The sequence below is a fragment of the Nocardiopsis sinuspersici genome, from assembly GCF_001998325.1.
Taxonomy (GTDB): domain Bacteria; phylum Actinomycetota; class Actinomycetes; order Streptosporangiales; family Streptosporangiaceae; genus Nocardiopsis; species Nocardiopsis sinuspersici.
In genome coordinates, this window is sequence record NZ_MCOK01000001.1 from 2,534,169 (window position 1) to 2,547,509 (window position 13,341).

At 70.2% G+C, this 13,341-nt stretch carries 10 protein-coding genes and 1 pseudogene; 6 read left to right on the forward strand and 5 right to left on the reverse strand.

Features of this window, described 5'->3' with window-relative positions; genetic code table 11:
* Positions 1 to 84: 84 nt before the first annotated feature.
* Positions 85 to 918 (reverse strand): SDR family oxidoreductase, encoded by an 834-nt coding sequence (locus tag NOSIN_RS10920; protein WP_077690632.1) that lies wholly within the window; start codon positions 916 to 918, stop codon positions 85 to 87.
* Positions 919 to 1,347: 429 nt separating this feature from the next.
* Positions 1,348 to 1,716, reverse strand: a complete 369-nt coding sequence (locus NOSIN_RS10925) for a hypothetical protein (RefSeq protein WP_077690633.1) — start codon at positions 1,714 to 1,716, stop codon at positions 1,348 to 1,350.
* 40 nt (positions 1,717 to 1,756) lie between these two features.
* Here NOSIN_RS10925 and NOSIN_RS28185 point away from each other — a divergent pair.
* A pseudogene (locus tag NOSIN_RS28185) lies at positions 1,757 to 1,999 on the forward strand (DUF2786 domain-containing protein); the annotation flags it as partial.
* Between the two features lie 333 nt (positions 2,000 to 2,332).
* On the opposite strand, the gene NOSIN_RS10930 reads toward NOSIN_RS28185, so the two are convergent.
* Entirely contained in the window at positions 2,333 to 2,956 is a 624-nt protein-coding gene (locus NOSIN_RS10930; RefSeq protein WP_077690634.1) for a TetR/AcrR family transcriptional regulator, read from the reverse strand.
* Between the two features lie 150 nt (positions 2,957 to 3,106).
* Here NOSIN_RS10930 and NOSIN_RS10935 point away from each other — a divergent pair, with 150 nt between their 5' ends.
* Both NOSIN_RS10935 and NOSIN_RS10940 read left to right on the forward strand, forming a co-directional pair.
* Positions 3,107 to 5,872, forward strand: coding sequence for a glycoside hydrolase family 3 N-terminal domain-containing protein (locus tag NOSIN_RS10935; RefSeq protein ID WP_170293645.1), 2,766 nt, complete (start codon positions 3,107 to 3,109; stop codon positions 5,870 to 5,872).
* Position 5,873: 1 nt separating this feature from the next.
* Positions 5,874 to 8,282 (forward strand): glycoside hydrolase family 3 C-terminal domain-containing protein, encoded by a 2,409-nt coding sequence (locus tag NOSIN_RS10940; RefSeq protein ID WP_206057603.1) that lies wholly within the window; start codon positions 5,874 to 5,876, stop codon positions 8,280 to 8,282.
* Positions 8,283 to 8,431: 149 nt separating this feature from the next.
* On the opposite strand, the gene NOSIN_RS27725 is transcribed toward NOSIN_RS10940, so the two are convergent.
* The gene (locus NOSIN_RS27725) at positions 8,432 to 8,638 is read right to left on the reverse strand and encodes a transposase (RefSeq protein WP_077690636.1); all 207 of its coding nucleotides are present in this window, start codon (positions 8,636 to 8,638) and stop codon (positions 8,432 to 8,434) included.
* A 615-nt stretch (positions 8,639 to 9,253) separates the two neighbouring features.
* Here NOSIN_RS27725 and NOSIN_RS10955 point away from each other — a divergent pair.
* The 3 genes from NOSIN_RS10955 to NOSIN_RS10965 all read left to right on the forward strand — a co-directional run bounded on the left by NOSIN_RS10955 (position 9,254) and on the right by NOSIN_RS10965 (position 12,615).
* On the forward strand, positions 9,254 to 10,039 hold the full coding sequence (locus NOSIN_RS10955) for an RNA ligase family protein (protein ID WP_077690637.1): 786 nt from the start codon (positions 9,254 to 9,256) through the stop codon (positions 10,037 to 10,039).
* Positions 10,023 to 11,183: an AAA family ATPase gene (locus NOSIN_RS10960; RefSeq protein WP_077690638.1), complete on the forward strand. Its 1,161-nt coding sequence runs from the start codon at positions 10,023 to 10,025 to the stop codon at positions 11,181 to 11,183. Before NOSIN_RS10955 ends, NOSIN_RS10960 begins: the two co-directional genes overlap by 17 nt.
* A 139-nt stretch (positions 11,184 to 11,322) precedes the next feature.
* Positions 11,323 to 12,615, forward strand: coding sequence for a hypothetical protein (locus tag NOSIN_RS10965; RefSeq protein WP_227014425.1), 1,293 nt, complete (start codon positions 11,323 to 11,325; stop codon positions 12,613 to 12,615).
* A gap of 92 nt (positions 12,616 to 12,707) precedes the next feature.
* Here NOSIN_RS10965 and NOSIN_RS10970 read toward each other — a convergent pair whose 3' ends face one another.
* Positions 12,708 to 13,166, reverse strand: a complete 459-nt coding sequence (locus tag NOSIN_RS10970; RefSeq protein ID WP_077690639.1) for a GNAT family N-acetyltransferase — start codon at positions 13,164 to 13,166, stop codon at positions 12,708 to 12,710.
* Positions 13,167 to 13,341 lie beyond the last annotated feature (175 nt).

Here is a 13,341-nt window from a genome sequence, read left to right on the forward strand (position 1 = left end):
GGAGTCGGATTTCTGCATTCCAGGCCCCACTCTCATCCTGCGTGGCCCGGAGAGCCCGACCGTGGTGCCTTCTGAGGCACCACGTCAGTGGATCTGCTCCTCCGGGCCGGGGTGCGAAACGTTGTGCTGGACCGGACGCACGGACATTCCCCCGTCCACGGGCAGCATGACCCCGGTGATCCAGGGTGCCTGGGACGACAGGAGGAAGGCCACCGCCTCGGCCACGTCCCGCGGCTCCCCCATCCTCTGCATGGGGTAGCTCTCCTCCACCTGTTCGATGGGGAGGCGGATGATCGAGTCGGCGAACTCCGTCCTGACGAACCCCGGTGCGACCGCGTTCACCCGCACTCCGGGGGCGAGCTGTTCGGCCAGGTCGGCTGTCAACTGGTTGAGCGCGGCCTTGGTCGCGGAGTAGGCGGGAAGCCGGGCGGTCCCCGCCGCCGCTATGGTCGAGACCACCACGACGGAACCGCCGTTCTCCCTCATCCAGCGCTCCCACGCCAGCTCAACGTAGCTCAGGGCCCCGAGGACGTTGGTCTCGAACATGTGGCCGACCATGTCCGGGTCCAGTTCCACGGCCGGCGTCTGACCCGTCGGGTTGATGGCGGTGTTGTAGACCAGCATGTCCAGGCGTGAGAAGTGGTCCAGCACTCCTTCCACCGCCGCCTCCCGCTCCTGCTCCTTGCGGCTGTGGGCCCGCAGCCCGATCACCCTGCCGCCCGTCCTCTCCCGGATCCGCTCACAGGCCTCATCGAGCGAGTCCTCGTTCCTACCGGTGATCGCGACGTCGGCACCCCGGGCGGAGAGCGCGTACGCCACCGACAGCCCGATCCCCCGGCTGCCCGAGACCACCAGCGCGGCCCTGCCGGTCAGCACGCCCCTCTCGTACCAAGGCGTGTCCACACCCGTCTCGTCCATTTCCGCTCACTCCCTTCCTCGTGGTCCACATCCACCCGCGCGGATTCGACGCATCCCCACGTGCATGGGAGGGCACGGAGGGCGGGTCCACCCTTCGGCGTGGCCGGGACACGGAACCGAGACCAGGGGTCCGGAAGCGTCCCGTTTCGCGGGCGCATAGGTGCCTTTTCGGTACGGTACAAAAAACGAACATAAATCAATCTTTGATTTACGCGTGAGTGCTACCCCGGAAGGCTCCCCGCAATCCCCGGGAGGAATGTATTGTGAGTACTGTTGATGCCGGTGAGGAAGCAGTTATCTGTTGTTTCGGTGAACGACGCCGAGGCCGGGCGGCCGTTTCGCCGTGGTGGTGCGCGAGCCCTCCACCGAACTCCAACACCATGACTCCTCCGGTGACGCACAAGGGGAGCGGAAAGAACGCCGGTGTGGTCAGAGGTCCGGCAGGGCCGGGCGGCTCACCGGATCGATCTCGCCGCTGCCCTCCGACGGCGAGACGGCGTCCTCCAGAAAGGGCACGCCCACCAGGTGGTGGCCGCTGGCGAGTTCGATCGGGCTCAGATCGACATTCCCCGTGCTGCTGGCGCCTTCGCGCTCTTGGTCCCCACTGGTCTTCAATACGCAGGTCGACCCGGTCGAGAAGTGGGAGAATCGCTGGCCGTAGAGTTTTCCTCCCATTCTCCACGCACCCCTGGCGAGGACGAGAAACACCGCTTGGCTGCGACCGCGCCGTTCGAACAAGGCAGCCTGTCCCAGACCGAGGTCGCTCCCGGGCTCGGTGCGACCGAACAAGCCGTTCACAAGTGGCACAAGGCACGGAAGGCCCAAGGCCCCCGAGACTCTGGCCAGGCGCCTGGTGGAGTCGGTCCGCACCGCTGGGCGGGACGCCGCGGCCGGAACCGGGACGGACCTGGTTCCGGTGTTCGCCGCCCGCGAGCGCGAGGTGGAGGCGGCCGTGGCCGAGGCGTTCGGGGAGCCGACCTACTCGCGGGTGCGCGGCCCCTCCAGCGCGGACGGATGGCACGCGGGCCGTGCGGCGGCCGACGCCGCGTCCCTGGGAGCGCGTCCCCCCGTCCACGGCCGGCCGAGCGTCTTCGTGTACGGCTCGACCGGTGAGCACCTCATGACGGTCAGCGGGGACGACGGCGGATTCGTCCATACCTTCGACGCACTCGGCGAAGGGATCCCCCGGTCCAACGGCGGCCGACCTTCCGAAGACCGCCTCGGTTCGCGGTCCGGAACGCTCCGTTCCTCGTCAGGGCCTCCCTCACCCCCGGCACGGGGCAGGTTCCGCTGCCGGAGGGGTGCGCGGCACCGAACACCCAGAGCGACGCGGACTTCCGGTCGGTGGTTCCCGCAGACGGCACGGTTGTCGACCAGCGCCGTGATGGGTTCCGCCGAGGTACACGGCGGGCCGTCACGGCTCAGCGCCCTCTTCGAGAAGGTCCGTGCGAAGAGCCTGCAGAAGCTTCCTGATGGTGCCGCCCATATCCACGTCCGGATCGATCAGCCAGAGGGTCTGGAGCCCGTCGCCAAGCGCGTGGAGCGCGGTCGCCAAAACCTCGGCGTCGATTCTGGACGTGAGTGTGCCGGACTCCTGCATCCGCCGGACGGCTCTGGTCAGGAGGTGATGGCCTTCGACACGGCGCTCGGTGAAGAAGTCGTGCGCCTCATGCGACGGATCCGCGGCTTCGACCACCAGCGCCGAGTAGAGCTCGACCAGCCCGGGGACGTCGGCGTTCGAGTCCAGCAGGGCGGCGTAGCGGTCAAGAGGATGGAGCGGTGACCGCGTGGTCGCGGCGGCGACGTCCGCCCGCGAACGGGCCGCGTCGAGCTCGTCACGCCTTCTCAGGACCTCCACGAAGAGCCGTTCCTTGGTACCGAAGTGGTGCAGTACGCCGGCAGGGCTCAGGCCGACCGACTCGGCGATCCCCTTGACGGAGGTACCGCGGTATCCGTGGTGGGAGATGAGGTCCAAAGCGGCGGACAGGATCTCTTCACGCTTCGCCGCGCTCTTGCCGTACGGGCCTCGCCGATTCATGAGCACATCCTACGACTGAACGGCGTTTGGTTTTAAAAACCGAACGCCGTATAGTTTTCGTACCCTCCATCGAGCAAGCGCCGCTCCCGACCACGTCGGCTCGAAGCGCTCACCGCCTTCGGTGGTACCTGTCAGGCAAGGATGACCAATATGGACTACCGCGAGTACCGGCGGCTGGTGAAGCAGTACCGGGCCGAGGCGAAGCAGCGCTTCGCCGATCTCAAGGACCGGCGCAGGCAGCGCCGAGGCGCGACCATCACCGAGCGCCTGGACGCGCGCCGCGCAGAACGGGCCGAGACCGCGGCCTGGCACGCCGAGGTGAGGAGTGCCGCTCCCCGCCGCGAACGCAAGGCCCGAAGGAAGGGCTACAAGGCGTTCCGCAAGCGCCAGCACCGATGGATCAAGCTCACCGCCATGGGCGTGGTCGTCGCGCTGATCGCGAGTGCGCTGGGCTCCTGGTACTACACCGCGACGCGCCCCGCGACGGAGGATCAGGCCTCCGCACGGGACCACTCCCTGCAAGTCGCCGACCAGGTCATGGCCGAGGGACTGGTCCTGCTCGAGAATGAGGGGAACGTGCTTCCCCTGGCGGACCGAAGGGTCAGCGTCTTCGGGGCGAGCGCGGCCGCCCCCGTCTACGGCGGAGGAGGAGCGGGCGGTATCTCCTCCGTAGGCGCTCAATCGCTCTTCAGCGCGTTGGACGGCGCCGGCATCGACTATGACGAGACCGTACGCGACGTTTACGGCAACCACGCGGAGAGCGGCGAGGCTTCGACCGAGGTGTACGCCGAGCCCGAGGCCGGCGTCATCGACGAACTCCTGCCGGCGGCCAAGGGGTTCTTCGTCACCTCACCGACGGAGATGCCCGTCGAGCACCTCTCCGAACCGATCCTCTCCGGCGCCCGCGAGCACGCCGACACCGCGGTCTACGCGGTCGGCCGGGCCGGGATGGAGGGCAGGGACTTCACTCCAGGTGACCTGCGCCTGACCGAGGACGAACGCGCCACCCTGGAACTGCTGGACTCGACCTTCGATCACGTGGTGGTCCTCGTGAACAGCGCCAACGCGATGGAACTCGGCTTCCTGGAAGAGTACGAGCGCGTCGATGCCGCCTTGTGGATCGGCGGTCCGGGCGAAACCGGCATGAACGCCGTGGCCCGTGCTCTCACCGGTGAGGTGAACCCCTCGGGCCGTCTCACCGACACGTACGTGTACGACATCGACTCCCATCCCGCCGTCGTCAACACCGGCGACTTCCAGTACGTCGACGATGCCGGCGAGCCCGTCGGCCGCTACTTCACCAACCACCTCGAAGGCATCTACACCGGCTACCGCTACTTCGAGACCTTCGTTCCCGAGGCGGAGTACGACGACGTCGTGCAGTACCCGTTCGGGCACGGCCTGTCCTACACGGAGTTCGAGTGGTCCGATACCCGTATCCGGGCCGACGAGCAGACCGTGACCGCGCGGGTCAGCGTCACCAACACCGGTGACGTCCCTGGCCGGGAGGTCGTACAGGTCTACTACGACGCCCCTTACACCCCGGGGGAGACCGAGAAGTCCGCGACCGTGCTCGGCGGGTACGCCAAGACCGATCCGCTCACACCAGGAGAGTCGCAGACCGTGACCGTCTCCTTCGACACCACGTCGATGGCCTCGTTCGATGACCGCGATGCCCAGGCGTGGGTGCTGGACGAAGGCGACTACGGGATCCGCGTCGCCCGGAACGTGCACGACACCGTGAACGACGCGACCTACGACCAGCCCGAGCGGCTCGTCATCGACACCGACGCCACCACAGGAAGCGAGATCACCAACCGGTTCGACGACGCACGGGGCGATCTGACCTACCTGTCGCGCAGCAGCCCCGAAGAGACCTTCCCGTCGGCTCCGGACGAAGGCGATCTGCGCATGCCCGACGGACTGCTCGAGAACGACTACGAACTCGAGGTCGATCCGGCTGCCTCCGAACCCGTCACCGGCGCGGACAACGACCTGGAGCTCGCCGACCTGAGGGGTGCCCCGATGGATGACTCCCGATGGCAGGCCTTCCTCGACCAGCTCACCGAGGACGAACTGGTCGAACTGTCCGGGAACGGCGGCTACTGGTCCGTGGGGATCGAGCGCCTGGGTGTGCCGGCCACGACGATGTACGACGGACCGGCCAGCATCCGCAACTTCATCGGACACTGGGCCACGGTCGCCTTCCCGACTCCGGTGGTGCTCGCGGCGACCTGGAACGACGAGCTCGCACTCGAGGTCGGCCGGGCGATGGGCGCTGAGGCGCAGTCATACGAGGTCGACGCGGTCTACGGGCCCTCGCTCGATCTGCACCGCTCCCCTCTGGGCGGCCGCAACTTCGAGTACTTCTCCGAGGACCCGCTGCTCACCGCGCGGATCGGCGCCCAGTACGTGTCCGGTATCCAGTCGCAAGGCACCGTGGCCGTGATCAAGCACTTCGCGGGCAACGTCCAGGAGACCAACCGGGCCGCGATGGGCCTGTACGTGTGGACGACCGAACAGGCGTGGCGGGAGATGCACCTCAGACCCTTCGAGGCCGCGGTCAAGGACGGCGGCGCGCACGGAGCGATGACCGCGTTCAACCGCATCGGAACCACCTGGGCCGGCGGCAGCGAAGCACTGCTCACGGACGTGCTCCGCGGCGAGTGGGGGTTCGAGGGCTTCGTCATCACCGACGCCGGCATCATCGGCCAGGGAAGCCACTTCGACGCGCGGCAGGCGGTCGAGGCGGGCAACGACATGATCCTCGGGCTCCTCGTCGACCTCCCCGGGGACGGCTCCTACGAGGAGGAGCTCCAGTCCTACCTCGAAGAGGACAGGGCCGGTACGCTCACCGCCTTGCGCGAGTCGGCGCACCACATCCTGTACTACGTTCTGCAGACGAACAGGATCTGACATGGCAGAGACGACTCCCCTGCGGCACACCAAGACCGTGGAACGCCTCTCCCTCGCGGAGAAAGCCACCCTCACCTCGGGCGCCAACTTCTGGAACACCGAGTCCATCGGCCACGCGGGCGTACCGTCGATCATGCTGACCGACGGCCCGCACGGCGTGCGCAAGCAGGGCGGGAAGTCCGACCACCTCGGACTCAACGCCTCACTTCCGGCGACCTGTTTCCCGACGGCCGCGGCCCTGGCCCAGAGCTGGGACGTCGACCTGGTGGAGCGGGTGGGCCGGCTGCTCGGCGCCGAAGCACGCGGTGCCGGAGTCGCGGTGCTGCTCGGACCGGGCCTGAACATCGTGCGCAATCCACTCGGGGGACGCTCCTTCGAGTACTTCTCCGAGGATCCTCGGCTCTCGGGCGATCTCGCCGCCGGCATGGTGCGCGGCATCCAGTCCACGGGCATCGCGGCCTGCCCCAAGCACTTCGCCGTCAACGGCCAGGAGCACCTGCGCATGTCGATCGACGAGGTGGTCGACGAGCGCTCGCTGCGCGAGATCTACCTCGAAGGGTTCCGCCGAGTCGTCCAGCAGGCCCGGCCACGTACCCTCATGACCTCGTACAACAAGGTCAACGGCACCTACGCGAACGAGAACACGCACCTGCTGGTCGACATCCTGCGCGACGAATGGGGCTTCGACGGCGTGATCGTCACCGACTGGGGCGGCAACCACGACAGGATCGCCGGCCTCCTGGCCGGCAACCAGCTCGAGATGCCGTCCTCGGGCGGCGTCACCGACCAGCAGATCATCGACGCCGTGCGCTCGGGGCGGCTCGACGAAGCCGTCCTCGACCACGCGGTCGACGATCTCATCGCACTCGCGCTGGAGACCTCGTCAGCGCTCGACGGGGCGGAACCGGTCGATCCGGACGCCCAGCACCGCGCCGCCGTCGAGGCCGCCCGACGCTGTCTCGTGCTCCTGCGGAACGACCCCGGGACCGATCGGGATCCCCTCCTCCCACTGTCCCCCTCCGCACGGGTGGCGGTGATCGGAGACTTCGCCGAGACACCCCGCTACCAGGGCGCCGGTTCGTCGCTGGTCAACCCCACCCGGGTCGACGACGCCCTCAGCGCGTTGCGCTCCGGTGCCGTCGAGGTCGTCGGGTTCGCTCGCGGGTTCCACCGGTTCGGCAAGCCGAGCCGGAAACTCGCCGACCAGGCCCTCGCACTCGCCGGTCGTGCCGACACCGTGCTGCTCTTCCTCGGGCTGGACGAGTCGAGCGAGGCCGAAGGGGTGGACCGCGAGCACCTGCGGCTGCCCACCAACCAGCTTGCGCTCGTGGAGCGCCTGACGCGGGTCCATGACCGCGTCGTGGTCGTGCTGTCCGGCGGCGCTCCGGTCGAGCTGCCGTTCGCCGAGGACGTCGCCGCGATCCTGTACGCCTCGCTCACCGGGCAGGGCGGGGGAACGGCCGTCGCCGACGCGCTCACCGGCCGCCACAATCCGGGCGGCAGGCTCGCCGTGACGTTCCCCATGAGCTATACGGACGTACCCTCCGCGGGCACGTTCCCCGGCCGCGAGCGCACCGCCGAGCACCGCGACGGCATCTTCGTGGGATACCGGTACTACTCCATCCGGGACGTGGCGGTGCGCTTCTGCTTCGGGCACGGGCTGAGCTACACCACATTCGAGTACTCGGACCTCGAAGTAGACCTGCGGGCCGACGGTGGGACGGCCACGTTCACCGTCCGCAACACCGGGGCCAGGACCGGCCGTGAGGTCGCCCAGCTCTACGTCACTCCGGAGGCGACCGCGGTGCCGCATGCCGGAACCGAGCTCGCGGGCTTCGCCTCCGTCGAGATCGAACCAGGGCATGAGCAACGGGTCGAGATCGCGCTTGACGGCCGCGCGCTGGAGTACTTCGATGTCGGCACAGGCGGATGGTGCCGGTATGGCGGACCGTACTCGATCAGGGTCGGGGCGTCGGTGGAGGACGTACGGCTGGCGGCGACGGCCGTCGTCGACGGTGACAGCGACCGCATTGCTCGGATCGGCACCGGGGCGACCGCGAGGAGCCGGGCGGAGGGCGCGTACGCGACGGGGGATGTTCAACGGGTCAGCGACACCGAGTTCGCCGCGCTCCTCGGCCGGCCGGTTCCGACTTCGTCATGGGACCCGGAGGCACCGCTCGGACTCGACGACACCGTCACCCAGTTGCGCCACGCCAACCTGTTCGGGCGAGGTGTGCTGGGACTGCTCCACACGGTTCGCCGCGCCCTGCGGGCCATCGGGCGGCCACACGCCGCGAACAACGTCATGTTCCTGGTGAACATGCCGTTCGCCAAGATCGAGGGGTACACGGGCGGAAAGGTGTCGCGGTCGGCTGTCGAACGCTTCCTGCGCTGGGTCAGCCGGCGGTGAGCCGTACAGGTGGAGCCGCACAAGTGCGCGACCGGTTCGCAGAGCCTCCTCAACGCTGTGCGAGTTCTCTGGCTGTTCAGCAGGCTGGCGGCCCGACGACTCGCCAGGAGGATCCGGCGGCCACGCCGCGAGGGCGTTGAGAGCTCATCTCAAAAGCCACCAGCATGCTTGGACAGGTGCTTGTAACAGACGAGGAGGCGGGCGATGCCGGGCACGGCGAGGAAGGTGGAGGCCGTACGCTCCCAGCGCACGTTCAGCCTGCGGTAGGAGCCCGGCCAGGCGATGGAGCGCTCGATCTTGTACCGGTGCCGCCCCAGACGTTGGGAGGACTCGATGCCGGGGCGGGCGATGCGCACCCCGGTCCCACGTTCGCGCAGCCGGCGGCGCCGGTCACGGGAGTGGTGGGCCTTGTCGCCATGAGGCTTGGCCGCGGTGATCGCGCGGACCGGCGGCAGGCCTTGTTTGTCGCACAGCAGGTGGAGCTTGGCGCCGGGTTTGCCCCTGTCGGTGGGGTTTGGCCCCGTGCTCTCCCCCCGGCTTGGCGCGGATCGACCGGGAGTCGACGGTGGTGCGGGACCAGTCCGGCAGGGCGCGCCTGCCCAGCTCGTCCAGGAGGGCCTGGTGGATGCGGGTCCACAGGCCCCTCTCGGTCCAGGTCTTTCCACCAGCGGTGCGCGGTGGCGCGGGTGACACCGAACAGGCCGTCGGCCTTCTCCCAGGAGCAGCCCGAGACCTGGACGAACAACCCGGTGGTCAGTGCCGCTCTCCGGTCCGCGCGGGGCCGGCCGGTTTTTGGCGCGGGTGGCAGCAGGGATTGGACGATCTCCCCGAGGCCGTCGGGCATGGGCCAGGACGAGGCCGCCCCTTCCCCGCGGAAGGACCGGCCCGTGGAAGGCGCGGCCCTTCGCGCGGCCTCTCCATGGCACGAAAACCGGTGGCCGCGCGGCCGGTCCGGCCGGTAGAACCGGTGCATGCGCAAGTACCCCCGCACCCGGCACATCCGGGGTTCGCGCCTCCAGCCGGGCGACCACGACCTGTCCGCCGTCCCCTTCGGCGAGCTGGCGGGGCGGCACCTGGTCGTGGAGGAGAAGCTCGACGGCGCCAACGCCGGGATCAGTTTCGGTCCCGGCGGTGGGCTGCGCCTGCAGAGCCGGGGGCACTACCTGGCGGGCGGCCCCCGGGAACGGCAGTTCGCCCCGTTCAAGGCCTGGGCGGCGTCCGTGGCACCGCTGCTGTGGCCGCGCCTGGGCGAGCGGTACGTGCTCTACGGCGAGTGGATGTACGCCAGGCACACCGTGTTCTACGACGCGCTGCCCCACTACTTCTGCGAGTTCGACGTGCTGGACACCCACCACGACGTGTTCCTGTCCACACCGCGCCGCCGGGAACTGCTGGAGGGCACACCGGTGGTGTCGGTGCCCGTGCTGCACACCGGAGCCCTGGCGCGGCTGGAGGACCTGACCCGCCTGGCGGGCCCCTCCACCTGCCGCACCTCCGACTGGCGCCGGGCCCTGGCCGCGGCGGCGAGGGCGGGCGGCGCCGACCCCGACCGGGCCCTGGCCGAGAGCGAGGACTCCGACCACATGGAGGGCCTGTACGTCAAGGTCGAGGAGGGTGGACGCACCGTGGACCGGTTCAAGTGGGTGCGCGGCGGATTCACCACCGCCGTGCTGGACTCGGGTACGCACTGGCTGGACCGCCCGGTGATCGCGAACGGGCTGGCCGATCCGGAGGTGCTCTATGCGCGTGTTCGATGAGCTGTGCCCGGCGCCGCCGTACTGGGACCTGGACTGGGCGCGGGTGCGCGAGGCCCTTCCCTGGGTGCGCGACCTGACCGGCGTGGAGCAGGACCCGGTCCACCACGCCGAGGGGGACGTGGAGACCCACACCCGGATGGCGTGCGAGGCGCTCGCCGGCCTGTCCGCCTGGCGCGCGCGGCCGGTCGCCGAGCGGGTGAGGCTGTTCGCCGCCGTGCTGCTGCACGACGTCGCCAAACCGCTGTGCACCCGCCGAGGCGAGGACGGCCGGGTCACCGCGCACGGCCATTCGCGGCGGGGCGACCTGGTGGCGCGGCGCCTGCTGTGGGAGTCCTCCGAAACGGCCGGCTCCCGGCCGCGGGAGTCCTCCCACGCCGAGGTGGAGTGGCGCGAGCACGTGGCGGCCCTGGTCCGCCACCACCAGGTGCCCTTCTGGGCGCTGGAGCGGCCGGACCTGCGGCGGATCGCGTTCCGGGCGAGCCTGCTGGCGCGCAACGACGACCTGGTGCTACTGGCCACAGCCGACATCCTCGGCCGCCGCTGCGGCGACACCTCCGAGGTTCTGGAGAACATCGGCCTGTACGGCGAGTACTGCGCCGAGCAGCGGTGCCTGGACCGGCCGCGCGACTTCCCCTCCGACCACGCCCGGTTCTGGTTCTTCCGCAAGCCGGACCGCGACCCGGACTACGCCGCCCACGACGACACCCGGCTGACGGTGACCGTCATGTCGGGGCTGCCGGGAGCGGGCAAGGACACCTGGATCGAGCACGACCGCCCGGGTGTGCCGGTGGTGGGCCTGGACGCGCTGCGCGCCGAACTCGGTGTGCGCCCGACCGCGGACCAGCGGCCGGTGGCGGCGGCCGCCCACGAGCGCGCCCGCGAGCACCTGCGCGCGGGGCGGTCGTTCGTGTGGAACGCCACCAACGTCTCGCGGTCGATGCGCGACCGGTGCGTGGACCTGGCGGCCGCCTACCGGGCGCGCGTGGAGATCGTCTCCGTCGAGGCCCCGCCCCGGGTGCTGCGGGCCCGGCTGGACCGGCGGCGGTCGCCGGTCCCGGCCGCCGCCGTGGAACGCCTGGTCCGGCGCTGGGAGTGCCCGGACCCGACCGAGGCGCACCGGCTGATCCTGCGGGTCACCGGCTAGGACCCGCCCGGAGAGCGCTCCGCCGCCCGCCCGGCCGGGAGCGGAACAGGGCGAGTTTCGGCGTTTTCCCACGCGGGTACGCGCGGCGCGGTTAGCCTGGTGCCGTTTTGGCAGCTCGCCCACTTTCTGTGACGGGTCAATGACTGAGAGCATCTACTCCGCTGTACACGCGTGCCTGGACTGGGCCCGGACGATCGAGCCCCAGCCCGTCCTGGACCCCGACAGCCTGCTGTTCCTGCTGACGGCCCACATGGACGCCGGAGCGTCCGGTCCCGGTGACTGGTCCACCGCGGACGTCCACGGCATCGCCCGCACCGTCCGCGCCTGGGAGCGGGTACCCCGAGGCCTCCGGGACACCTGGCTTACCTGGTGCGACTTCCTGGTCGACCAGGGACGGCTCCTGTCCCCGGAGAGTCCGCGCGGACTGCGCGCGGCCATCGCCGAGGTGGACCTCACACCCGGCGGGCCTCCACCGGAGGAGCTGACCGACGGGGCGGCGCTGCCGATCCTGGACCGGCTCGGCGTCGGCGAGAACGGCAGGCCGGAGGCGGTGCCCCCGGTCATTCCGGCCGGACCGGTGGAACTGGACGCTGCGGCGCACCGGTGCCGGCCCCTGACCGACGCCGCACGGCTGGCGGAGTGGGTGGGCACGGGCAGGCCCCTGAGTTCCGGCGGCGACGGGGGCGACGCGTTCCTGGAGTGCGACGTCGAGGACGCGGCCACGGACCTGGACCTCTCCCCCGAGAGGGTGCCCGAGCTGTTCGCCGTGGCACGCGGCTCCGGCCTGTTGCGCACCACCTACACCCGCGTGCTGCCCGGCCGGGCGGCGCGGTCCTGGCTGGACGGGGACCCGGGTGCGGCCGCCGACGCCTGGGCCGACGCCCTGCTGACCATGGCCGAGCCGCACGGGGTGACGGTGTTCCTGCTGCTCACCGACCTGTTCGTGCACGGACAGGCGCGTACGCCCGCCCAACTGGCGCGGGTGTACGGGCCCGAGGTCGCGCTCGGCGGCGGAGACCCCGACGGACACGTCCACCAGGTACTGGAGGTACTGACCGGGCTCGGCGCGGTCGACCGGATCGCCGACGACCGCTTCCTCGTCACCCGGCTCGGCGACCACTTCATGGTCCGGCAGCTGCGCCGGTCGGGGGCCGACCTCGTGGTCACCCCGCCCGTGGCCGAGATGGACGCCGCACGGGTGCTCGACCTGCTGGAGGAGGGCCGTCCGGTGGACACCGAGGGACTGCTGGAGCGGTGGGTGGCCGCCCGCGACACCGAGAGCGCGGTGCTGGGGCTGTTCGAGGCCACCAGCACCCCCGAGGCCCGGTACCGCCGGAGGCGGGTGGCCCGGCTGCTCGCCGCCCTGGACGAGGCCCCGGTCCCCTCCCCGCCGCCGTACGCGCAGCACCCCGTCGACCACGGAGCACGGTGACCGCACGGCACGCGCGCCCGCCCGGTGCCCGTCCGGGCCACCGCACGCGGCCCCCTCCCCGCCCCGGCGCGGGCGGGGAAGGGGCCGTACGGTCAGTCCTTGACGACGAGTTCGTAGGCCAGGAGGTTCACATCCGGCATCGGTGTCCAGTCGCGTTCGGGTACCCGCTCGAAGCCGCGGGCGCGGTAGACGTACTGGGCCGAGACCATCTCGGGCAGGGTGGACAGCAGGAGCCTGGTGACCCCCTCCTCACGGGCCCGTTCGACGAGGGCGTTGACCAGGTCCCGGCCCACACCGCGCCCCCGGGCCTCGGGAGCTACGGCGAAGGCCCGGATCTCGGCCTCGTCGGCGTTGCGGGCGATCTCGCTCTCCGGCGACCAGGGTTCGAACATGATCGTCCCCAGGAGGCGTTGTTCCTCGTCGGCGGCTACCAGGATCTCACCGCGGCCGTCCGTTCCCAGGAGGCGCAGTGCCTCGACATAGGCCGGATTCGCGTCCAACAGGCCATCGGCCGTGTAGGCCATCACGCGCAGTTCGCTGACGGCGTTCATCTCATCGGGAAGTACTCGACGCACGATCATGCACGTCATTCAACATGATGAGGGGGTGCCCAGCGCCAGTCCGCCGCACCACCCGGAGGGTCGAAAACGTCACCGTGAGTGACTTTTTACGGAGGTTTATCCCCCGCCGCCATCACGGTGAAGGACCGGGTGGCGACGGACGCGG